Raw genomic sequence first — 22,566 nt, forward strand, 5'->3', positions numbered from 1 at the left:
TCCTGCGGCGGCGGTGGGCGGCAATCAAATTGGGCCCAAATTGGGCCGACGGCCTCGCCACGGGTCGCGGAGAAGTTCCGCGGGAGATAGGGCAGGTGTGGCCAAAGCTGCATTTGCCTCGTCAAACTTGGTGTGACATTGACGTAGACGGAACTGCTGCGTTTCAAGGATCTTAAGCCGTCAATGCCTGATCGGAACAGAACTGGTGGGCCGCCCGAACGCCCCACAAACATCGTGCTCTCGATCACCTCCTATTGTCGCCGGAAAAGGGGTGATCGACCAATCGATCAAGTCGACGGCTCGCTGAAGGGCGCCCTCGGTTTCAGCACGGCTGGGCGAAGTGGCAATGACATGTCCAATCCAGTCTCGGAAATCCCCCTTCCTGACGATCGGTGTCTTGGGTTCAACATTCAATTTGACCTCGGCCACACCTGATATAGCAGCTGCCTGAGTGTCGCCACCAATCCAGTCCAGGGTGCCATCTTGATCAGGAAGCAGGAATCGCGCGGCCGCAGTATGCGAATGCTTTTTGCGCAGATCCCATTCCTCGCCAATGACAAGCTTGATGTGCTCGGTGACGAGGTCGACACCGTAAGCTAACTGGACCAGTTGAGGGTCGGGCGCGCCACTAAGACGCGGATTGACTTCAATGACAACTGGACCGCGTTTCGTGCACCGGAGTTCAATGTTAGTTGGCCCCCAGCCAAGGCCGAGAGCCCGCAAACAGCTCAGCGAAACATCGGCGATGCGCTCACGCTCCTGATCGGTTAGCAGGGCCGGATATGTCACCTCACGTATGACGAAATGGGGGAGGGGACCAAAGTCATTGGCGCAAATCGCAACGACCTCATTCCCCATAACATTAATGCTATAGAACGGGCCCTGTGCGAATTCTTCGACGAGTATTTTCGGTGTAGACCGCCATATGTGCTTTCCGCCCAATAGATAGGTCGTATGTTCGGCTACGTCTTCGAGGCTGCGGCACAATCGGACACCGATGCTGCCGCTGCCTACTGCCGGCTTAAGAATCACGGGCAGGCCGATCTCTGCAGCCGAGCTTTCTACCTCCGCCGCATTCGTTGCCAACCGATAAGCCGGTATTGGAACGCCGGCCTGCGCGAGGAGTTGGCGTTGCTTGAATTTGTCGCAGCTTCGTTCAATCGATTCAGGGTTCGGTCCCGGTAGATCGAAATGCCGGCAAAGCTTGCCAACTGTCGCATAGATCGATTCATGGTCCCCGGCAAAGCCAGTAATGCCAGCAATGTCGTGGGTAGCACGCAGCCGCGAACATTCGCGGACCAACGCTTCGAGATTGCCAGTGTCGACACGGATTGCCTCAACGTTTTCCGCCGAAAGATAGTCGTACCGAGGTGGATCAGCCGTCAGAGTAATTGGATGAAGACCAAGACACTGAGCCGCTTGGACGTATAGCTGACCAGTACCCCTATGGCCTTCGACCAATATGAGCGCTCTTCTTCTTACCATTGCTGTTAATCCCGATGTTGCGTGCTGGCGGCGGTCCGAGGGTACCGGCGTCACTTTTATGGCCGTGCCGGACCTCAGACTCGCGGTGCCGTACCATTGTCAACGACTGACGGTTGTAAAAATCTTGTAAATTGATTTGAAGGATCTGTTGCAGCGTTGTTGATTAGGGCGGCGTCGGAGGCTTGCTCCGTTCAAACCAGGTTAGCTGGGGTTGGTGTGTGATCCCGTGGGCCTGGGCGTGACCTACCCCTCGGGTAGGGCACGCCAAGCCACATCAAACTCGCAGCACAAGAACATGCGCTCTGGTCATACCGGCTCATGGTGAGCCCTGAATCTGGAACCGGCCCGATGTGTAAGCAGCGAGTCGTCAAACGGCCCCATTCAATCATGGAGTCACATCATTTAAGATCGCGAAAGCTGTCATTGCGGGTTACGGAACTGCTTTCCGATGACATTCGAAGATGCGATCGGGCGTCAGAACCGGATCGCGGACCGCCGCTTCCACCTCGGCGAGCCCGGCTGATATAATCAGGTCTGAGGCTGCGCGCCCTGTCGTTCCCAGCATTTACATTAGGCAGCCTTGCCAAGATTGTCCCGCTGCAGAACCTGCCTGAGCGCATCGACGAACGTCCGAATATCTGTCGTACTATGGGCAGGCGTAACCGTCACCCTGAACCGCTCGGTTCCCACCGGAACACTCGGCGCCAGAATTGGCTGAACGTATATTCCATGCTGATCTAGAAGCTGGCGGGACGCTTCCTTGCAACGGAATGGATCACCAATAAGCACAGGAATGATGTGGCTTCGGGTCGGCATGACGGGGATGCCCGCCTCTTTCAGCAATCCGACTAAAAGTTTCGTTTTCCGGTGCAGATCAATTCGTTCTGAATCTGAATCGCGAAGATGGCGCAGCGCTGCCAGCGCACCAGCCGCTAGGGCTGGCGCAAGCGCCGTGGTGAAAATGAAACCGATCGAGAAGCTTCGTATGCTGTCAACAATGGAGGCAGGTCCGGTCACATAACCCCCCATCGAGCCGAACGCCTTACCTAGCGTCCCTTCGATGATGGTTGGACGATCCATGATGCCAAGTGCCGCGGCAATGCCGGCGCCTTTCGGACCGTACATTCCCGATGCATGAACTTCATCCAGAAACGTCATTGCGCCAAATTCGTCCGCCATGTCACAGATATCTTTGATCGGTGAAATGTCACCGTCCATTGAATATACCGATTCAAAAACAATGATCTTGGGTCTTGCAGGATTTACACTGCGCAGAAGCTCCCGCAAATGCGCAACGTCGTTATGCCGGAAGACGCGCTTTTCGGCCCGGCTGTTGCGGCATCCACTAATAATTGAAGCGTGGTTGTGCTCGTCAGAAAATATAATTGTGTCCTGCATCAAAGATGCCAATGTATTCAACGATGAATCGTTTGAGCTGAAGCCAGAAACAAAAATCAATCCTGCTTCCTTATTGTGGAAACCTGCAAGCTCCCGCTCGAGCAACACGTGATAATGGTTGGTGCCACCAATATTGCGGGATCCTCCCGATCCTGCGCCGTTGGCATCGATGGCGCGCTTCATTGCCGATAGCACTTTAGGGTGCTGCCCCATACCGAGATAATCATTAGTGCACCAAATGGTTATCTCTTTTCGGCCGTCGGGCCTATTGAGCCAGGCCTTTGGGAAGTTGCCAGACTGACGCTCCAGATCGGCAAATTCACGATACCCGCCACGGCCTTTGAGTTGCTCGATTTTTCCGGCGAAATACTGCACATAATCCAAATCAATCTCCTGTTGGGAAGCCGTTTTTCGGCGCGCTCAGTGCTGCTTCACAGCGCACCTGCGCCGGCCCATCGCGTCGCATCCCTCGACAAGCACCAGCAAGATTGGATTTCGACTACGCGCTTGATCTTACGGGGGTTTCGGCCGCTCCAGCTAATTCGGGTAACGCGCCCCAAAGTGCAAGTGAAGAGAATGTTAAATCTATTTGTCTGAAATGTCTGAAATTGCATAGTGTCGCAAGGGATTTCATAATTCTGGCCAGTCGTCGTTGATTCCTGTCGCGGCCTTGTCAGAGCTGCGCTCGGCGGGCTTTCGGGCCCGAGAGCCGCAATGCGCGAGGGCCGCGTCTTGTCGCGCAACAACCCTTGAAGCCCTTCGGCGGCGAAACGCTCTGCAAACGCCATACGCAGCTTTTGGACTTGCTGGCCTGCCGTATCATCTTGACGGTGCAGACGTCATCGTCGGTCCAGCCGGTTCGGAGTCGCCTCAGAATCGGAAATTTCTGCCCATCAGACTGGAAATTGACATGTAAGCTTCCCGGCTCCTTCAGATGTCATCATCTCTCGCACACCAACTCATGCCACGCAGATGAGATCGCGCCTTTTTCTGTCGTCACATTCCATTGTCAGAATCGGAAAAGAAGGGTCTCGTTGTTTTTTATAAAAACAAAATTTCACAAATAGTTATGAAAACGGACATGTTTGCTGCAGACAATTAACGTGCACGTACTTGTCTGCCGCTGAATAACAAAATATAGGCAGCTATTATAACTTATAAACGTAGTGAAACGCGTCAATCGACATTTCCGTAGAGCTGCAGCAGAGACGAGGGGAGTCCCATGGGCCCTATGAAGATGCAGCCCGAGGAGATGGGCAGCCTGTCCGCGCGGATTTACAGCAAGGTGCGGGATGGCTTGATCATCGGCAATTTCGCGCCGGGCGATCGTCTCCTTATGCAGGATCTTGCCGAGCAGCTCGGAACCAGCATTACGCCGGTGCGCGAAGCCTGTCTGCGGCTCGTCAGCGAGCAGGCGCTCGAGTTGCGCTCCGGCAGGTTCGCCGCGGTGCCAGACCTCAGCCGCGCCCGCTACATTCAGATCAAGCTGATCCGCGTGGCACTTGAAGGGCTTGCGGCAGAACACGCTGCCGACCATTTTGCCCCCGCCGATCTCGAACAGCTTGAGACCTTCCGCGCCTCATTTGTAGAGAGCCATAAGGCCGGTAATATCAAGGAAGCGCGATCCTCCAATCGCGCTTTCCACTTCGGCGTCTACCGCCTGTCGCGTATCCCGATGCTGATCGGACAGATCGAAAGCATGTGGGCCTCGATGGGTCCAATCCTTAACGTTTACGATCGGGAAATTCCGCGCGGGTACACCGGCGCGGAAGAACATGACCATCTCATCGAGGCCTTGAGGGCTGGCGACAGGAAGAGGGCCCGCGAGGCGATCGAGAACGACATCCAGCGAGGCTCACATGGTCTTCTGCGCTATTTCGACGAGCGCGGCTCCGGCTGAGCTGAATTGCCCTAAGCACCATCGATCTGCGCGACGCGCGGTGTGCGCAGGCCGGCTGTTTCCCCGCCGTCTACAGTCACCACCGTGCCGTTGACATAGCTCGATTGATTCGAAAGTAACCAAGCGACCACATCAGCGATCTCTTCAGGGGCACCGAAGCGGTTTGCAGGGATCCGCAGTTCGAGCTGCTTCTTGCGCAGTGCATCGCTTATGATGTTGGCCATCATGCGTGTTTCGATCTGGCCGGGGCAGACAGCGTTGAAGCGGATCTCCTCGCCGAACTCCAGCGCGAGTGCCTGCGTCAGCCCGATGACCGCGGCCTTTGAGGCGCAGTAGGCAGCGAGCCCTTCTTCGCCCGTCTTTCCGGCGATGCTGGCCATGTTGACGACTGAACCCCTCCCGAGCCGCAAGCCGTCCAGCGCATGACGGATGAAGAAAAAGACGCTGCGTGCATTAACCGCAAGGACCTCATCCCAATCGTCCTGGGTGGCGGTGGCGAAGGCAATGCGCTTCGACATGCCGGCATTGTTCACGAGCCCCGCGAGCCGGCCGTTGCCAAGTTCAAGCGCACGGTCGACGACACGGCGGCAATCGTCTTCACGGATGATGTCACCGGGAACGAACGTGACACCGTGATTGGCGCGTTCGAGCGCCGCGCCCGCTTCTGCATCTCGGCCGGTCGCCACCACTCTGGAACCGGCAGACGCAAGTTTCTCCACGCAGGCCCGCCCAATCCCGTGCGTGGCGCCTGTTACGATGATCATTCCAATTCACTCCATTACGCATTTGGCAACCGTACAGTTTGTGGGGCTCGCTTTTGGGCCAATCCCCGCCCCATCAAATCATGACGAACAACGTTGTCGTCTCCTAGGATCAGTGGATCAAGTTGTGACGCAGGTTAAAGCCGGTGGACTGGCCCAAGCGCCGGGCCGTCGGTCCAACGGGTAGATTGGCGACACTGCGCATGTGGCCATGTCTTTCCTCGCGTGATGGGGTGTTCCCTAGAAGCGGAGCGATATGCGGGTGTGACGACCGATAAGGCGGACCGGCTATTCCGATGGGGACATCCATACTGTCGCATGACCGACTCGTCATCCCCGCAAGGCCAGTAATGCCAGAAGTGCTGCACAACGCCAAGAACGCACACCCCCAATCAGTGTTTCGACTGTTCGCGGCACACGGGATCGGCCTCTCAGCTGACAAAACCATGTCGCAATGGCTGGACGTGCATCGCGATTTGCGAGCTTGGTGACGCGGGACTTGCGCCGGCACGCCATCATGGGAACCGGCCGCGACGGCTTGCCGGCGGAGGCTGTGCTGCCCTGCCCCTGCTCAGCAGCACCACCCACTAAGCATCGGGAACCCGCGTTCCATTTAGAAGCCTCCACGTTGCGGGCCTTTGCCCGGCTGCCGGGAGAATGAAGTCGCAAGACAACACCCGCAATCCGGGCGCCGAACTCTAGGAAGAACTCAGGCTGGCAAGCGCCAGACGAGAGAAGTTGGAAAGCGGCACGGTCGTGCGCGGGGAACCGTCATTTCAACAATCATCCGACCGCAGCGTGTTATGCCACGCTGCCGTGCGGTTCAGCGCGGCTGTTGCAGCACGCGAATGCACTGGGCACATCTCCTCCCTAAAGACCCTATGACGATTTGGTCGATAGTGCGGCTGCTGACCAATGGCTCTGTATTCGAAGGCCACGCTGATCGCTTTGATTTATTCGCCGGCGCTTGATGTCAGGCAACTCGATCGACAAGCCGCATACCGGCCGGTCGCGAGGAAGCCCACATCGCCGAGGCCAGTTGCATGGCTGCTGTCTCCGACCTCGTCTTTCGTCAAATGGATTGTGATCCCGGTCGAGGCAGCGAAACCGCGATTGAAGACACCTTCCCGGCTGAGCACCGGCTAATGAAAAGCCTATTGACTTATAACTTATAAGTAGTACGGTAGCACTGTGAATGAACAACGGCGCGGATGGCCCTGAAGGCGAACTCGCCTAGACGGTACTACGATCCGCCAGCAAGCCTCTGCTCCCAAGGCAGACCGCGGAGCCGGCGAAATCGCCGGCTCCGGACCCGGGAACACACGAAAATGGGGAATCACATGACCAAGAATCACGCTTTCCGATCCATCCTCGCGGTGGCTTTCGTCACCGGCGTGGCCGTCCTGCCCAACGCCGCCGAGGCCAAGGATTGGTGGCCCTTCAAGATCAACGCGGCCAAAGGCGGCGATCTGAAAAAAGTCGAGGCACTTGACTATGTGCCGCTGGAAAAGGCCGAGAAGCCCTGGAACCTGTGCGTCTTGTTTCCGCACCTCAAGGACAGCTACTGGGTCTCGGTGGACTACGGTATCGTTGAGGAAGCAAAGCGCCTGGGTGTCAAAGTGACGGTCCTGCAGGCCGGCGGCTATGACGCACTGCCCAAGCAGCTGTCGCAATATGACGATTGCGTCGCATCCGGCGCCCAGGGCATCCTCGTCGCAGCCATCTCGGAAGCCGGTCTGGCGGCCAAGCTGAAGGAGGGCGATGCCAAGGGTCTTGTCCAGATCGCCGTCGCCAATCCCATCCTGGAAACTCCGATCACCGCGCGCATCACTCCCGATACCTACCAGAAGGGTTTTCAGGAGGGTGAGTACCTCAAGAAGTACCTCGGCGACAAAAAGACGACGGCGATCGGCCTGCCGGGTCCGCAGGGATCGGGTTGGGCGGAGAGCTATATGGCGGGCTTTCGCGACAGCATCAAAACCGGCAACATCAAGCTCGCGGCCGAGCTCTACGGTGAGCCCGGCGTTCCGCAAAGCCTGCGCCTCGTCGAGGACGCCCTGCAGACATATCCCGATCTCAATGTCATCTGGGGCGGGGCTGCTGCGGCGGAAGCGGCCGTCAGCGCCGTCGCCGACGCCGGCCGCGACGATGTTGTGATCATGTCGTCTTACGAGAACCAGACGATGCTGAAGCTGGTCAAGGAAGGCAAGGTGCTTGGCTTTGCCGCCGAGTATCCCGTGATGATGGGCCGCATCAGCGTCGACCTCGCGGTGCGCGCCTTGGAAAAGAAGGACTACGAGAAGGTTCTGCTGGTCGCGCCGGGCATCGTGACCAAGGACAACGTCGACAAGATCGACCCGACGCAGATTTTCGCGCCCGATGGGTGGAAGCCTGAATTTTCGGTACAATAGTCGCATCTTCGATGGGCGGCAGACCTCGGCCTGGCCTGCCGCCCTTTTTGCTTCGAGTTCGGTGGTGTCAGCGATGCTTGAACTTACGGGTATGACGAAGCGTTTCGGGGGTGTGGTGGCGCTTGACGGCGTCGACTTCTCGCTGTTGAGCGGCGAGGTCCATGCCCTTCTTGGCGAAAACGGCGCCGGCAAGTCGACGCTCATCAATCTGATAGCGGGAACCTATGGCTGGACCGAAGGCTCGTGCCGTATCGACGGCCAAACCGTTTCCGCGCTGACCCCACAGAAATCCCGCGATGCCGGGGTGGCGGCTGTGTTCCAGGAATTCAGTCTTGTCCCCGACCTCACGGTCGAGGAGAACCTGTTTCTTGGACGCGAGATCAAGGGAAGGCTTTTCCTAAACCGGCGCGCGATGCGTGCCCGCGCGGAAGAACGCTTCCGCGACATTGGCTTTCACGTCGAGCTGGACAGCAAGATCGAAACGCTGACCCGGGCGCAAAAGCAGATGGTCGAGATTGCCAAAGGCATGCTTTCGGATGCCAAGATACTCATCCTCGACGAACCGACCGCGTCGCTTACCGACGGTGAAGCGGAAAAACTCTTCGCCGCCATCGCGGGCCTCAAGGCGCGGGGCGTCGGTATCATCTATGTGTCGCACCGCATGGCGGAGATCCGTCGGCTCGCGGACCGCGTCACGGTGCTGCGAGGAGGGCGCAAGATCGACACAGTGGCCATCGCCGCGGCATCCGACGCGACGCTCATCGAGATGATGGTCGGCCAGCCGGTCGAACGACTCTACCCGTCAATCAGCCAGCGCCCCGCCGAAATCGTGCTGGCGACCAAGGGGATCAGTGTCTCCGGTACCCTATCGGATGCCTCCATCGTGGTCAGGGCTGGCGAAATCGTCGGCCTGGCGGGCCTGGTTGGCTGCGGCCGCAGTGAACTTTGCCGGGCCGTGTTCGGCTTGGAGCGGGTGACGTCCGGTGAGATCGAGCTCCATGGCGCGGTGGTTCGAGCGCCAGTGCCGCACAGCATGTTGCGTGCCGGACTTTGTTACTACCCAGCCGATCGCGGCGCCGAGGGACTGGCGCTTGGCCGGCCAGGCCGCGAGAATGTGACCATGGCGGCGCTCGACGACCCGAGACTGTCCCAGGCCGGACTGCTCAAGTCGTGGCGCGAGCGCCGGGCGATAGCCGCGCCGTTGAAGACCCTGGGTTTGCGACCTATGGCGCCGGAACGCGCGGCGTCGTCGTTTTCGGGAGGAAACCAGCAGAAACTCGTGCTGGCGCGCGGTCTGATGCGCCCGGTCTCGGTCCATATTTTCGATGAACCGACGGTTGGCATCGACGTCGGCGCCAAAAGCGAGGTCTACAGGCTTATGAAAACCCTGGTGGAGAACGGCGCGGCCATTCTGCTGTCCTCGTCCGAACTGCCAGAGCTCGTTCACCTGGCCAACCGCGTCTACGTCATGCGTGAAGGGCGCATAGTCGCCGAACTCAAAGCCGACGGCATCACCGAGGCCACTGTCCTGCGTCACTATTTCGACGCCGAAACCGGCGCCACGGAGGCAGCATGAGCCCTGACACGCTGCGGCGCCGTTTTCTGGAAACAGGCGGGATCGTCATCCTGCTTCTGGTCGCGGTTGCGGCCGCGGCCGCGATCATCGAACCGCGTTTTCTGAACCGCCTGAACATCCTCAACGTCCTGCGCAATTTCTCCTTCCTGGCGGTTCCGGCGATCGGTCAGATGATCGTCATGACCACCGGCGGTTTTGATCTGTCGGTCGGCGCCACCATGGCCTTGGCCTCAGTGGTCACGGCCGCGGCGATGGCCACGATGCCCGATGCGCATGGGCTCCAGCTGCTGGTGCCGGTAGCGCTGGCCTTGGCCAGCGGCGCCTGTGTTGGCCTGGTAAACGGCACGCTGGTGGCGCGCCTTTCCCTATCACCTTTCATGGTGACATTGGCGTCGTTGTCGATCGTCGCGGGACTTACGCTCTATTACACGCAGGGCATCCCGATCTATGGCGTTTCCGACGCCTTCGTCTATGCCATCGGGCGAGGGCAGGTGCTTGGCCTGCCGCCGGTCTTGCTGCTGGCGATCGTGGTGATCGCCATCGCCATCATTCTGCAGCGTCGGACCGCGCTCGGGCGCCACTTCTACGCCGTCGGCGGCAATGTCGGCGCCGCCCGGCTGTCGGGAGTGCGCACACACCGTGTGTTAATTACCGCCTATGTGCTCTCCGGTCTCCTGGCCGCACTCACCGGCGTGCTGATCACCGCCCGTATCGGTTCCGGCCAGTCGACGATCGGCGGGACGCTCGGACTGGAGACGATCGCAGCGGCGGTGATCGGCGGCGTTTCATTGCGCGGCGGCTCAGGCCGCGCCGAGAACGTCGCCATGGCCGCGCTGTGCCTGGCGATCATCGCCAATGCGATGAACCTCACGCAGATCGACAGCAAATTCCAGACGCTGGTGCTGGGTTCGGTGCTCATCGGCGCACTGGCTTTCGACCGAATTGTTCAGGGGAGGCGGGCCAATGTCTGATCGTCCAGACATGGCGGCTCCGGTTGTTCTTGACCGCGCTCGCCCGGACATCCGCCGGTTCGCGTCGCAGGCCAAGCTGCCGGGGCTCGTATTCCTGGCCCTGCTGGGTCTCGGTCTGCTCGACCCGCGTATTGTTTCAAGCGGCAATCTCTGGAACATCGCGATCCAGACGAGTTATCTCGCACTGTTTGCCATGGCGCAGACCATGGTGCTGCTGACGCGCGGCTTCGACCTGTCGCTTGGTTTCACCGTCTCGCTCGTCAGCGTCATATCGGCGATGGTGATGACCGGAACCGGCGATATGCCGATCCTGTGGGGAATCGTCGCCGGCCTTGGCATCGGGCTGCTGATCGGCGGGCTGAACGGCTTCCTCATCGCCGGTGTCGGCATCAATCCACTCGTGACGACGCTTGGCATGGCCAACATTGTCATGGCACTGGCGTCAACCGTCAGCGGCGGCTTTCCCGTGCCGGGCATTCCCGAGGCCTTCACGGACGCCTTGGCGGAGCGACGGCTGGTCGGCATTCCGGTGCCCATCCTGTTCGCCGCGCTGTGTTTCGCACTGCTGTTCCTGGTCCTGCGCTTCACCGTGTTCGGGCGCGGCCTGTATCTCATCGGCGCCAATCCTCGCGCGGCGAAGGCGGCGGGCGTTCGAACCGGACGCGTCGTTGCGATCGACTACGTGGTCTGCTCGCTGCTGGCCGCGATTGGCGCCATGCTGCTCACCGCGCGCACCGGCTCGGGCGAGCCCAATCTCGGCGGCAACCTGACGCTGGAATCGATAGCGGCGGCGGTGGTCGGTGGCGTGCGGCTGACCGGCGGCGAGGGAGGCGTCACTGCGGCTCTGCTCGGCGCCCTGTTCATAACGGTCATTTCCAACGCCATGAATCTCATGCAGGTCGACGGCTATCTGCAGCAGGTTCTTTTGGGCCTCATCATTCTGGCCAGCCTGATACTGGGCCGCGATCACAAGAAACGCTAACAGCTTCGGACCTTAAATGGCTTATCAAGTCTGCATCGACATCGGCGGAACCTTCACCGATTGCCTGATTTCCGAGCCCGGTGGGAAAATCTCGATCTTCAAATCGCCCACCACGCCCGGCGAATTCGAGAAGGGATTCATCAACGTGCTGCACGTGGCGGCGGCCGGATACGGGCTCGATCCCGCGACGTTCATGACCAAGATCGACTTGATCGTACACGGCTCGACCGTCTCGACCAACGCGCTGGTCGAGCGCAAGACCGTCAAGGTCGGATTGATCCTCAACGAAGGACATCAGGACATCCTCGTCCTGCGCGAGGGGCCGCGCAAGGGCGCCTTCCAGTGGCGGCTCGACTATCCCGAGCCCTATGTCCCGCGCCACCTGACGAAGACGGCGCGGGGCCGCGTCGATGCGCGCGGGCGGGAGCTCACGCCTCTGTCGAGATCCGATGTCGAGGCGGCGATAGCCGACTTCCGGCGCTATGGGGTCGAAGCGATAGCGGTCGGTCTGCTTTGGTCGGTCGTCAATCCCATCCATGAAACAACGGTGCGCGATATCATCGCGCAGGCATGGCCGGAGATCCCGGTCACGCTTAGCCATGAAGTCAATCCGATGTCGCGCGAGTACAAGCGCATCATCGCGGCCGCTATCGACGCGTCGATCAATCCGATCGTGCGCACCTACATCGAGGACTTGCGGCAAGCACTTTCGCAGGCGGGTTTCCAGGGCGAGCTGCTGCTCGCCAACTGCGTCGGTGGAATGATGCCTCCCGCCGAGATGCTGCGGCGGCCAATCTACAGCGTCATGTCGGGGCCGACGCTGGCGCCGATGGCCGCGCTGGCGCTGAGCGACGAAGCCAACGTCATCGTCGGTGACATGGGCGGCACCACCTTCGACGTCTCCGCTTTGCGTGACCACCAGATCATCGTCACCCCGGACAGCATGATCCACGACGACTCGCTGGGGATCGCGAAGGTGGATGTGAGATCGGTTGGCGCCGGCGGCGGGTCGATTGCCTGGGTCGACGATGGCGGCCTGCTTCGTGTCGGGCCGCAAAGCGCTGGCGCGCGGCCGGGGCCGGCATGCTACGGAGCGGGCGGCACCGCGCCGACGGTCACCGACGCCAATGTCGTGCTCGGCATCATTGACCCGGATTATTTTCTCGGCGGCCGGATCAAGATCAGCCGCGATCTGGCCGAGAAAGCGGTCGCGAGCATCGCGACGCGGCTCGGCATCCCGCTGCTCGACGCGGCTTACGCCATCCAGACCACCAGCAACCACAACATGGTCGGGGCCATCGAGGAAATCACCATTCGCGAGGGCATAAACCCACGCGACAGTTTCTTTGTCTGCGGCGGCGGCGCGACCGCCATCCACATCGCCGAGATGGCCGACATATTGGGCTTGAAACGCTACATGATCCCGCGCTTCATGGCCGGGCTGAGCGCGTTCGGCGGGTTGATCTCGGATATCACGCGCGAGGAAAGCGCGGTTTTTCCGACCTCGACCCGGCGCTTCGACGCCGCGGGCGTCTCCGACATCCTGGCGCGGTTGAAGGTGTCGGGCGAGGCATTCCTCGAACAGGCCGGCGTTGAGCCAGATCTCCGGCGTTTCGAGTTCTCCTTTCTTGGTCGCTACGAGTACCAGTCCTGGGAAATCGAGGTCCATTTCGAGGCCAATGAGGCGCGCCTCGAAGCGGAAAAACTCCCAAGTCTCGTCGAAGCGTTTCATCAGATGCACGAACGCATCTATTCGATCAGATCCGACCGCGACATTGTCGAATTCACCAACTGGAAGCTGCGCGCGGTGGGCAAGCGGGCCAATCAGGATGCTTGGAAGGATTTCAGGCTGGCCGACCAGACGACGGCGCCGGTCGCCAAGACCCATCGGTCAGCTTATTTGCACGAAACCCGGCGGACGAGCTCTCTGCCTGTCTACGACATGGACCAGCTGGGCGCGGGGGCGGCGCTTGATGGGCCATGCCTGGTGGAGGCGACGACGTTCACCGCCTTCCTCAAGGACGGACACCGCGGGCGCGTCGACCCGCAAGGCAACATTGTCGTGACAGTCGATTGAGACTCAAACCTTCCCGAACAAGGCATCGTAAAATGAATTCACCTGTCATTCGCCTGGAGACGCCAACGCGCCGCGTCGATCCGTTCCTGATGTCGGTTCTCAAAAGCCGGTTCGAGGCGGTGGTGCGGGAAATGACGCTGGTCGTGATGCGGGCCAGCCGCTCAGCGGTGATCAAGAACGCCCGCGACCTGAGCTGTGCGATCCTGACCTATGATCACCGCCTCGTTTCCACCGAGGACGCGCTGCCGATCCACGTCATGTCGATGGATCTGGCGACCCGTCCGATAACGGAGTTGTTCGACGATATCGCCGACGGCGACATCTTCCTCAACAACTGCCCATACACTGGCGGCACCCATCATGCCGACCTGATCATGGCGATGCCGATCTTTTTCGACGGCAAGCCGCTGTTCTGGGCCGTGGCGCTTTCCCATCACGCCGATACTGGCGCGCCGACACCTTCGACCTATCTGCCATTTGCCAAGAACGTTTATGAGGAAGGGATCCATTTTCCCTGCGTGCGTGTGGTCGAACAGCACCGGGAGAAGCAGGACATCCTGCGCATCGGCATGATGCGCAACCGTGTTCCAGACATCTGGCTGGGCGACGTGCGAGCCCAGATCGGCGCCTGCAGGACCGGTCGACGCCGTCTCTTGGAACTGCTTGAAAAATACGGCCGCGACACGCTGCTGGATTTCGTCGAGGACTGGTTCGACTACGGTGCGCGTCGCGCCATGGCCGAGATCGCCAAATTGCCGAAGGGCAAGTTCTCCTACGAGGTCCGCCATGACCCGGTCCCCGGCGTGGCGGAGGAGGGCATCCCGGTCCGGATCACCATCGATGTCGACCCTGAAGCCGGCGAGATCACGGTCGACGTGCGTGACAACATGGATAACGTCCCTGGCGGTCTCAACCTGTCGGAAAACACCTGCACGGGCTCGTGCCGCATTGGCGTCTTCAACAATCTCGACGACGGCATCCCGCACAACGAGGGCGCCAAGGGCCGGATCAAGGTGTTGATGCGGGAGGGAAGCGTGGTTGGCAAACCCCGCTACCCCGTAGGCACCTCGGTGGCGACCACCAATGTCAACGACCGGTTGATCATCGCCGGCAATTGCGTGTTCTCGACGATGGGAGAACCCTATGGCCAGGCGGAGAGCGGCTCGCACCTGCCGGCGGGGATCGGGGTGATTTCGGGCAAGGATCCGTTCAAGGACGGGCAGCCCTACGTCAACCAGGTCTTCATTGGCTACGCCGGCGGCGGCGCGCGTCACGGCTATGACGGCTGGTTGACATATTGCGGGCCGGCGAATGGCGGCCTGATCGCGCTGGATTCCGTGGAGGTGGACGAATCCATGTATCCCATCATCATTGAATCGCGCGGCGTGGTGGCGGATACCCAAGGCATTGGCGAGTTCGAGGGCGCTCCCGCGGTGGGCGGTGTCTTCTATCCCGTCGACCACGAGATGACACTGGTCTACTCGGCCGATGGCACAACCTTTCCGCCGCGTGGGGTGCTCGGCGGCGGTGACGCCAAGGCCAGTCATAGTGCCAAGCGCGGTACGGACGGCAAGCTGGTGGAATTGCCTGCGTTCCATGAGGAGGCGTGTCGCGCCGGCGAGCGCATCGAGTTCATTGCCTGTGGCGGCGGTGGCTATGGCGACCCGACCAAGCGCGATGTCCGCCGTGTCGCGGCCAGCGTTGACCGCGGCTGGCTGACGAGCGAAGCGGCTCGCCAATCCTACAAGGTGGCCCTGGTGCTGGACGCCGAGCAGGGCGTCTGGGTCGTCGACCAGGATGCCACCGCGCGCCTTCGGGCGGCCTGAGCCAGCGCGAAGAGAGGTCGCCAGCAAATGACCGGCGGCTTCGATCACGCCCGCTTGGCGGCCGCGTCCTGCTCGTCGAAATACCGCAACAGGTTCATGCCACCGCGCACGATGTCGCGTTCGATCGCCTTACGCGCCACCTTCTTGTTGCGGGTCCGGAACGCTTCGATCAGCGTCTCGTGCTCCTCCGCACCGATGTAATCGTTCTCGGCCTGCAGATAATACACGTTAAGGATAGGGCCCATCGAGACCCACAGGCTTTCGATCTGGGCGATCAGCATATCCATCTTGGACAGGCGGTAGACGCCGAAGTGGAATTCACGATTGGCGCGACGGGCGCGGTCAGCATCGCCGGACGTTTCGCCGGCCACGAAATCGCGATGGATCTCGACCAGTTTTGCAATGTCCTTCTCCGAAACATGCTCGACGGCGAGTTCGGCCGCCAGTCCCTCAAGAGCGATGCGAATGAGCCGGACCTGCCAGTAACGCGACCGCGTCAACTCTGGAACGGTGATGAACCGCCCTGACCGCAGTTCCAGCGCCTGCTCGCTGACGAGCCTGAAACAGGCCTCGCGCACAGGCGTGACGCTGGTGCCCAGCCGTTGCGCCAGATCCTGCATCAACAGTCTTTCGCCGGGCCGGAAATTGCCGGCGATCAGGGCTTCGCGCAGCGAGATATAGGTTCTCGCCGACAGACTGCCTTGCTCGATTGGCTGCATCGTGCTCATGGTCCACCGCTGCAATCTTGGCCGCACCGAATCGGCAACGGATGGTGCGAGACGCTCTTATATCCTATAAGTCCGTTGCGAAACATGGCTAGGAGCTGGCGGGTTTCCCAGCTGAGAGCTTGCGCAGGATTGTCTCGATGACGTCAATCGAGTTCTCGACCGTCGCCCGGTCATGGCTCCCTGACAGGTAGAGACGCTTGAGCGGAAGCGGCTGGCCGATCAGCCGGTTCGCCACCATCTCTCTGCGGAATGCAAGATCGAAAACATCGTCGTTGCCCAGCAAGTCCTGGTAGTCGCGGTAAGGACCGCTGAGGAAGTAGATCAGCCAGACCGAGCCAAACCCGGCGCTCTGCGCGGGCAGGCCGAGGCGATCGATAATGCCATCCAGCTGCGTGCGCATGAAAGCGCCGAGGGCAAACAGGCGGTCGTAGAAGCCTGGTTTCGACAGCTCCTCAATCGTCGCCTGCATGGCGGCGAGCGTCGACGGCGTGCCGTTGAAAGTACCGCCCATGAACACGGATCCTTCCCCGGTCCGGCCGACGAGCGCCATGAGATCGCGACGACCGGCCACCACGCCAACGGGATAGCCTGAGGAGGCCGCCTTGCCGAAGGTCGCGAGATCAGGCGTGACGTCGGCGATCGACTGATAGCCGCCGAGCGCGTGGCGAAAGCCGGTGATGACCTCGTCGAAGATCAGCACGACACCATGATCGCTGGTCAGGCGACGCAGCTCGCGCAGGAAAACATCCGTCGCGATCACCGACCCCATATTGTGAGCGATTGGCTCGATGATGATCGCCGCGACATCGCCTGGATTGGCCTTGAGATAATCCTCGACGGCGCCGGCATCGTTGTAAGGCAGCACGATGGTGTGACGGGCGGCATCCTCGAGGATGCCAGCACTGATGGGATCGTACTTGCCGATCGCCTGCGCGTGCGACTGTACGTTCATGGCGACATAGTCGTGCCAGCCATGATAGCCGCCTTGGAACTTGATGATGCGCTTGCGACCGGTGGCGGCACGGGCAAGGCGCAGGGCGTGATAGGTCGCCTCCGATCCCGAATTGCAGAAGGCGACGAGATCCGCGCAAGGGATGCAGTCGACCAGCGCCTCCGCCACCTCGATCTCTAGCCGCATCGTTCCCGCGCCGACAAGATCGATGTCCTGGGAGACCGCAGCGATGCGTTCACGCACCGCCGGATGACAGTGGCCAAGCACATTGGCGCCGAAGCCGCAATGGAAGTCGGTGTACTGGTGTCCATCGACGTCGTAGAGAAACGCACCTTGCGCCCGGGCAAAGACATGCGGCGCGCCGAGCCTGCGGCTCGGGCTGAGCAATCCGCCCGGCATCACCGCACCGGCGCGCTCAAAGAGTCGGGCGGTGTTATTCTGATCGGTCATCGGAATGTCCGTGCATGGCTATGGTTGTCCGCCGGCTCAGCCGAGGGCTTCAAGAACGGTGGCCTCGATTCCGGCCGCGTCCAGCCGGTAGTGCTTGTAGAGATGCGTTGGCGGCGCAATCAGGCTGTATTCGTCGCGGATGCCATGGCGTATCAACCGTGCCGGGCTGCCCGCCTCCGCCAGGATTTCCGCCACCGCGCCGCCCAGACCGCCGAGGATATTGTGTTCCTCGATCGTCAGAATGAAGCGGGAGTGAGCCGCGGCCGAAAGCACTGCCTTGGTATCCAGTGGCTTCACCGTATGCATGTCGATCAGCCCGACGGATTTGCCCGCCGTGCGCAGCGCGCGGTAAGCCTCCCTTGAGGGATGGACCATCGAGCCACAGGCGATGATGGTCAGGTCCGATCCTTCGCCGTGAACGATCGCCTTGCCGAACTGGAAGTCGACGCCGTCGTCTTCATAGACCAGCGGTTCCTGGCCGCGGCCAATGCGGAAGTAGATTGGCTGGGCATGATTAACAGACGCCTTGACGGCGGCCGCCAGTTGCGGGCCGTCAGCCGGCGCGACGACCGTGAGGTCGGCGATGCTTCGCATGATGGCAAGATCTTCCGTCGCATGGTGGGAGGTGCCGTAGAAGCCAAGTGAAATACCGGCATGATGACCGATCAGCCGCACCGGCAGCGCCGAATAGGCGACGTCGGTTCTGATCTGTTCGCAGCACAGTAGCGCCAGGAAAGAAGCGAATGTAGCGACGAACGGCATGGCGCCGGTGCTGGCCATGCCGGCAGCAGCCGAAACCATGTTCTGCTCGGAAATGCCAAATTGCGTGAAGCGTTCGGGAAAGCGTTGCGCGAACCGCACCAGCCCGTTGGAATATTGAAGGTCGGCCGTACCGGCCACGACCGGATAACCGTCTTCGACCAGCTCAATGAGCGCGTTGGCCAGGTAACTCAGGCCAGGCGCGCGCGCGTTGATCTGGCGGTACTGCCAGGAGTTGGTATCGATCGGGCCGTTCATTGTGTTTTGCCTCCACGCTTGATCTCTTCGGCGGCCAAGGCCTCGTCCGATGGCGCGAGATAGCCCAGATGCCAGCCGGGTTCGGTTTCCATGTAACCAACGCCCTTGCCTTTGGAGGTCTTGGCAATGATGCAGACGGGCCGGGTGCGGTCTGCCTCGGCCTTCAACTGTCGCAGCAGCGTCGCGAGCGCGACGACGTCGTGCCCATCGACCTCGTGCACCCGCCAGCCGAACGCCGCCCATTTGTCGGCCAAGGGCTCTATGCCGATGATGTCGTCGACCTGCCCGTCGAGCTGGTATCCGTTGCGGTCGACGATGGCGATCAGATTGCCGGCCTTATGGTGGGCGGCGGATAGCGCCGCTTCCCAGACCTGGCCCTCCTGCATCTCGCCGTCACCGAGCAGGACATAGACATCGAAGCGCCGGTTGGCCGCACGGCCGCCAAGCACCATGCCGAGGCCGCCGGACAGGGCATGGCCGATCGAGCCGGAGCTGAAATCGACGCCGGGCACCTTGCGCATGTCGGGATGATCGCCAAGCGGATTGCCGAGCCGGGTGTAGCCATCGAGGACGTCCTTGGAGAAGAAGCCCCAGTCGACCAGCAGCGGGTAAAGGCCGACCGCGGCATGTCCCTTGCCCATCAGGAAGCGGTCGCGATCCGGCCATTGCGGCTCGCCGCGCCTCAGCCGCATCGCATCGTAGTAGAGCGTGGCGAATATTTCCGCGCAGGAGAACACCGACGAATAGTGGCCCACCTTGGCGATCTGGATGAGGCGCAGCGTCTCGAGCCGGACGAACTCTGCCCTGTCGCGCAACAGGGCGATCCGCTCCGCGTCGGGGGGCAGGGCGTTGTTTGAAGGAGTGGGCGGGTTGGCCATTGGGCTTCACTCTCGGGATCATTTTTTCTCGACAACTTATAAGTTATAAGATATTTCTCGCCGAAGCAACCGCCTATCTGGTCGCAAGGAGAATTTTGATGAACAACGAATCGCGCGTGCTGGACATGGCCAGGCACTTTCATTCCCAAACGGATCCACGCCTGCATGAGGATCATGGTCCGTTGACGATCGTGGCCGGCGAAGGCGCGACCGTCACGGATGACGCGGGCAACCGCTATATCGAGGGCATGGGCGGACTCTGGTGTGCCTCGCTCGGCTTCAGCGACAGCCGGCTGGCCGCCGCGGCTGACCGCCAGATGCGCAAGCTCGCCGTCTATCACACCTTCAATCACCGCTCGAATGAGCCCACCGTCGAACTCGTCGAACAGCTTACCGCGTTGGCGCCGTTCGACCACGCGCGCGTTTTTCTGGTCGGCTCCGGTTCGGAAGCCAATGACACGATGGTCAAGCTCGCCTGGTATTACCAGGCCGCGCGGGGACGTCCGGAGAAACGCAAGATCATCAGCAGGTTTGGCGCCTTCCACGGCAGTACGATCATGGGCGCGGCGCTGAGTGGGCTGCCGCACATGCACAAGTCCTTCAACCTGCCGCCGCTTCCCGTCATATTCGCCGCGCGGCCGTTCCACTATCTCGACGGTCTGCCGGGCGAGGCGGAGCATGACTACGCCACGCGCCTGGCCGAGGAACTCGAGGCCCTGATCCTGGCGGAGGGGCCAGAGACGATTGCCGCGATGATCGCAGAGCCAGTCATGGGCGCCGGCGGCGTGCTGGTACCGCCGGAGAATTATTTTCCAAAGGTTCAGGCGGTGCTGCGCAAATACGACATCCTGATGCTGTCCGACGAGGTGGTCTGCGGTTTCGGACGCACCGGAAATTGGTTCGGCAGCCAGACTTTTGGCATGGAACCGGACATGCTGTCGGTCGCCAAGGGGCTTTCATCCGGTCATCTGCCCATTGGCGGCGTCATTATCTCCGACAAGGTCTACCAGTGCGTCGCCGACGAGGCCCACAAGGTCGGCGTGTTCGGCCACGGTTTCACCTATTCCGGCCATCCGGTGACAGCCGCCGTCGCCGCCGAGGCGATCAGGATCTACCGCGAGATCGATCTCGTGAGCCAGGCGCGCCGTCTCGGCGATTATCTGCATGCAGCGCTCGCGGACGCGCTCAACGACCATACACTGGTCGGCGAGGTCCGCGGCCGCGGTTTTATAGCGGGGATCCAGATCGTCGAGGATCGCGCCACCCGTCGCGCCTTTGCGCCGGAGCTGCGAATTGGCACCGATGTCGAGCGGCGGTGCCGCGAGCACGGAGTCATGATCCGCAACATGGGCGACGTGCTGGCAATCTGCCCGCCCTACGTCATCGCCCCTAAAGAGATCGATTACATGGTTGATGGCATTCGCGCGGCTCTTGATGAGACCGCGGCGGCCCATGCGCGGACTGACCAGTCGGCATGAACCCGCCCGGCGAGGCGGCGAGACGTCGCTGGAGGGGCCGGCCGCGCGAAAGGCGCTTGGGCAAGCGCGAGCCGCAGCCAGCATACAGGATCCTGATTGTCTTATCCGAACGGAGGCCAGACCATGCTTCAGAAAACCAGCCATTTCATGCGCCAGGCCAATCTCATCAACGGCGAATGGGTGCAGGCCGACAGCGGGCTGACGGTCGACGTCAACAACCCGGCCACCGGTCTCAAGATCGGCACCGTGCCGAAGTCGGGCAGGGCCGAGACCCGCCGCGCCATTGAAGCCGCCGCGGAAGCTTTCAAGACCTGGCGCAAGACGACCGCGCTCGAGCGCTCGAAGCTGCTGCGGAAGCTGCATGACGCGATGATGGACAATCAGGACGTGTTGGCCGAACTGCTGACCATCGAACAGGGCAAGTCGCTGTTCGAATCGAAGGGCGAGATTGGCTCTGCCGCGGCCTACATATTGTGGTTCGCCGAGCAAGGTCGCCGCACCTATGGCGATGTCGTGCCTTCGCCATGGGCGGACCGCCGCATCCTGGTGACCAAGGAGCCGGTCGGCGTCATCGCCGCCATCACGCCGTGGAATTTCCCGTCCTCGATGCTGGCCCGCAAGCTCGGCCCGGCGCTCGCCGCCGGCTGCACCGCAGTGGTCAAGCCGGCCTCGCAGACGCCATATTCGGGCCTCGCCTGGGGTGCGCTCGCAGAGGAGGTCGGCTTCCCCAAGGGCGTCGTCAACATCCTGACCGGTTCGGCAAGCGAGATCGGCGACGAGATCTGCGCCAATCCGCTGGTGTCGAAGATCACCTTCACCGGATCGACCGAAGTCGGCAAGCTTCTCATCCAGAAGTCGTCGGTCACCGTCAAGAAAGTGTCGATGGAGCTCGGCGGCAACGCGCCGTTCATTGTCTTCGATGACGCCGACCTCGAGCGTGCGGTCGCTGGTGCGATCACCGCCAAGTATCGCAATTCCGGCCAGACCTGCGTCTGCACCAACCGCTTCCTTGTCCAGGCTGGTGTCTATGACAAGTTCGTCGAGAAGCTCGCTGCCGCCAGCAACGGGCTGAAGGTCGGCTCCGGCCTCGAGGACGGCGTGCAGCAGGGGCCGCTGATCGACGAGAAGGCGGTCGAGAAGGTCGAAGAACTGATCGCCGACGCCACATCCAAGGGCGGCAAGATCGTTGCCGGCGGCAAGCGCCATGCGCTCGGCGGTTCGTTCTTCCAGCCGACGGTCATCGCCAATGCGACGCCCAAGATGCGCTTCATGAAGGAAGAGATCTTTGGCCCGGTCGCACCGGTGTTCAAGTTCGAGACCGAAGAGGAGGCGATAGCACTCGCCAACGACACCGAATTCGGCCTCGCCTGCTATTTCTACACCGGCGATCTCGGCCGCGCCTTCCGCGTCATGGAAGGGCTGAAATACGGCATGGTCGGCGTCAATGAAGGCCTCATCACCACGCCGGAGGCGCCGTTCGGCGGCGTCAAGGAATCCGGCCTCGGCAAGGAAGGCGGACATCAGGGCATCGAGGATTACCTCGACACCAAATATGTCTGCATCGGCGGCCTCGGCTCTAGTGCGCCGGCTTTTCCCGCGTCTCAGAACGCGGAATGACCAACCCGCGGGTGATCCGGTGAAAATCTTTCCGGTTCCGAGGAGAAGTGACCTAAGAT

The 22,566-nt window shown here is 61.2% G+C and carries 16 protein-coding genes; 9 read left to right on the forward strand and 7 right to left on the reverse strand.

Annotated elements, in window-relative coordinates; all coding sequences use genetic code 11:
• Positions 1 to 180: 180 nt before the first annotated feature.
• A complete protein-coding gene (locus NKH54_RS26730) occupies positions 181 to 1,485 on the reverse strand; it encodes an ATP-grasp domain-containing protein (RefSeq protein WP_023778385.1) in 1,305 nt (434 codons plus the stop codon).
• A gap of 570 nt (positions 1,486 to 2,055) precedes the next feature.
• Positions 2,056 to 3,267 (reverse strand): 5-aminolevulinate synthase, encoded by a 1,212-nt coding sequence (hemA, locus tag NKH54_RS26735; RefSeq protein WP_353029340.1) that lies wholly within the window; start codon positions 3,265 to 3,267, stop codon positions 2,056 to 2,058.
• Positions 3,268 to 4,114: 847 nt separating this feature from the next.
• Here hemA and NKH54_RS26740 point away from each other — a divergent pair.
• Positions 4,115 to 4,783, forward strand: a complete 669-nt coding sequence (locus NKH54_RS26740; RefSeq protein ID WP_353029341.1) for a GntR family transcriptional regulator — start codon at positions 4,115 to 4,117, stop codon at positions 4,781 to 4,783.
• 11 nt (positions 4,784 to 4,794) lie between these two features.
• On the opposite strand, the gene NKH54_RS26745 is transcribed toward NKH54_RS26740, so the two are convergent.
• Positions 4,795 to 5,547, reverse strand: a complete 753-nt coding sequence (locus NKH54_RS26745) for an SDR family NAD(P)-dependent oxidoreductase (protein ID WP_353029342.1) — start codon at positions 5,545 to 5,547, stop codon at positions 4,795 to 4,797.
• A gap of 1,337 nt (positions 5,548 to 6,884) precedes the next feature.
• Between NKH54_RS26745 and torT the strand changes: the two genes are divergently transcribed.
• The 6 genes from torT (at position 6,885) to NKH54_RS26775 (ending at position 15,387) form a co-directional block, all read left to right on the forward strand.
• Positions 6,885 to 7,955: a TMAO reductase system periplasmic protein TorT gene (torT, locus tag NKH54_RS26750; RefSeq protein ID WP_353029343.1), complete on the forward strand. Its 1,071-nt coding sequence runs from the start codon at positions 6,885 to 6,887 to the stop codon at positions 7,953 to 7,955.
• 91 nt (positions 7,956 to 8,046) lie between these two features.
• On the forward strand, positions 8,047 to 9,531 hold the full coding sequence (locus NKH54_RS26755; RefSeq protein ID WP_353029344.1) for a sugar ABC transporter ATP-binding protein: 1,485 nt from the start codon (positions 8,047 to 8,049) through the stop codon (positions 9,529 to 9,531).
• Entirely contained in the window at positions 9,528 to 10,502 is a 975-nt protein-coding gene (locus NKH54_RS26760) for an ABC transporter permease (protein WP_353029345.1), read from the forward strand. Before NKH54_RS26755 ends, NKH54_RS26760 begins: the two co-directional genes overlap by 4 nt.
• Positions 10,495 to 11,484: an ABC transporter permease gene (locus NKH54_RS26765; RefSeq protein ID WP_353029346.1), complete on the forward strand. Its 990-nt coding sequence runs from the start codon at positions 10,495 to 10,497 to the stop codon at positions 11,482 to 11,484. The genes NKH54_RS26760 and NKH54_RS26765 overlap by 8 nt, the downstream gene beginning before the upstream one ends.
• Before the next feature lie 16 nt (positions 11,485 to 11,500).
• Positions 11,501 to 13,561, forward strand: coding sequence for a hydantoinase/oxoprolinase family protein (locus NKH54_RS26770; protein ID WP_353029347.1), 2,061 nt, complete (start codon positions 11,501 to 11,503; stop codon positions 13,559 to 13,561).
• Positions 13,562 to 13,593: 32 nt separating this feature from the next.
• Positions 13,594 to 15,387, forward strand: coding sequence for a hydantoinase B/oxoprolinase family protein (locus NKH54_RS26775; protein ID WP_353029348.1), 1,794 nt, complete (start codon positions 13,594 to 13,596; stop codon positions 15,385 to 15,387).
• A gap of 44 nt (positions 15,388 to 15,431) precedes the next feature.
• On the opposite strand, the gene NKH54_RS26780 is transcribed toward NKH54_RS26775, so the two are convergent.
• The 4 genes from NKH54_RS26780 to NKH54_RS26795 form a co-directional block, all read right to left on the reverse strand.
• The gene (locus tag NKH54_RS26780; RefSeq protein WP_023737066.1) at positions 15,432 to 16,115 is read right to left on the reverse strand and encodes a GntR family transcriptional regulator; all 684 of its coding nucleotides are present in this window, start codon (positions 16,113 to 16,115) and stop codon (positions 15,432 to 15,434) included.
• 88 nt (positions 16,116 to 16,203) lie between these two features.
• Positions 16,204 to 17,517: an aspartate aminotransferase family protein gene (locus NKH54_RS26785; protein WP_353029349.1), complete on the reverse strand. Its 1,314-nt coding sequence runs from the start codon at positions 17,515 to 17,517 to the stop codon at positions 16,204 to 16,206.
• A 36-nt stretch (positions 17,518 to 17,553) separates the two neighbouring features.
• Positions 17,554 to 18,534: a transketolase family protein gene (locus tag NKH54_RS26790; protein ID WP_353029350.1), complete on the reverse strand. Its 981-nt coding sequence runs from the start codon at positions 18,532 to 18,534 to the stop codon at positions 17,554 to 17,556.
• Positions 18,531 to 19,349 carry a transketolase gene (locus tag NKH54_RS26795; protein ID WP_352555212.1) on the reverse strand — a complete coding sequence of 273 codons (819 nt, stop codon included), beginning with the start codon at positions 19,347 to 19,349 and terminating at the stop codon, positions 18,531 to 18,533. The genes NKH54_RS26790 and NKH54_RS26795 overlap by 4 nt, the downstream gene beginning before the upstream one ends.
• A gap of 161 nt (positions 19,350 to 19,510) precedes the next feature.
• On the opposite strand from NKH54_RS26795, the gene NKH54_RS26800 reads away from it, so the two are divergent.
• Positions 19,511 to 20,890: an aminotransferase gene (locus tag NKH54_RS26800; RefSeq protein ID WP_502907573.1), complete on the forward strand. Its 1,380-nt coding sequence runs from the start codon at positions 19,511 to 19,513 to the stop codon at positions 20,888 to 20,890.
• Positions 20,891 to 21,013: 123 nt separating this feature from the next.
• Complete coding sequence (locus NKH54_RS26805) at positions 21,014 to 22,507, forward strand: NAD-dependent succinate-semialdehyde dehydrogenase (protein ID WP_353029352.1); 1,494 nt, start codon at positions 21,014 to 21,016, stop codon at positions 22,505 to 22,507.
• Positions 22,508 to 22,566: the final 59 nt, after the last annotated feature.

The sequence above is a fragment of the Mesorhizobium sp. M1004 genome (assembly GCF_040318795.1).
In the GTDB taxonomy this organism is placed as follows: domain Bacteria; phylum Pseudomonadota; class Alphaproteobacteria; order Rhizobiales; family Rhizobiaceae; genus Mesorhizobium.

Bases quoted from the DNA above. Each gene is read 5' to 3' on its own strand.
- NKH54_RS26730 (WP_023778385.1), bottom strand. From the start codon at position 1,485: ATGGTAAGAAGAAGAGCGCTCATATTGGTCGAAGGCCATAGGGGTACT.
- NKH54_RS26740 (WP_353029341.1), top strand. From the start codon at position 4,115: ATGAAGATGCAGCCCGAGGAGATGGGCAGCCTGTCCGCGCGGATTTAC.
- NKH54_RS26745 (WP_353029342.1), bottom strand. From the start codon at position 5,547: ATGATCATCGTAACAGGCGCCACGCACGGGATTGGGCGGGCCTGCGTG.
- torT (WP_353029343.1), top strand. From the start codon at position 6,885: ATGACCAAGAATCACGCTTTCCGATCCATCCTCGCGGTGGCTTTCGTC.
- NKH54_RS26755 (WP_353029344.1), top strand. From the start codon at position 8,047: ATGACGAAGCGTTTCGGGGGTGTGGTGGCGCTTGACGGCGTCGACTTC.
- NKH54_RS26760 (WP_353029345.1), top strand. From the start codon at position 9,528: ATGAGCCCTGACACGCTGCGGCGCCGTTTTCTGGAAACAGGCGGGATC.
- NKH54_RS26765 (WP_353029346.1), top strand. From the start codon at position 10,495: ATGTCTGATCGTCCAGACATGGCGGCTCCGGTTGTTCTTGACCGCGCT.
- NKH54_RS26770 (WP_353029347.1), top strand. From the start codon at position 11,501: ATGGCTTATCAAGTCTGCATCGACATCGGCGGAACCTTCACCGATTGC.
- NKH54_RS26775 (WP_353029348.1), top strand. From the start codon at position 13,594: ATGAATTCACCTGTCATTCGCCTGGAGACGCCAACGCGCCGCGTCGAT.
- NKH54_RS26780 (WP_023737066.1), bottom strand. From the start codon at position 16,115: ATGAGCACGATGCAGCCAATCGAGCAAGGCAGTCTGTCGGCGAGAACC.
- NKH54_RS26785 (WP_353029349.1), bottom strand. From the start codon at position 17,517: ATGACCGATCAGAATAACACCGCCCGACTCTTTGAGCGCGCCGGTGCG.
- NKH54_RS26790 (WP_353029350.1), bottom strand. From the start codon at position 18,534: ATGAACGGCCCGATCGATACCAACTCCTGGCAGTACCGCCAGATCAAC.
- NKH54_RS26800 (WP_502907573.1), top strand. From the start codon at position 19,511: ATGAACAACGAATCGCGCGTGCTGGACATGGCCAGGCACTTTCATTCC.
- NKH54_RS26805 (WP_353029352.1), top strand. From the start codon at position 21,014: ATGCTTCAGAAAACCAGCCATTTCATGCGCCAGGCCAATCTCATCAAC.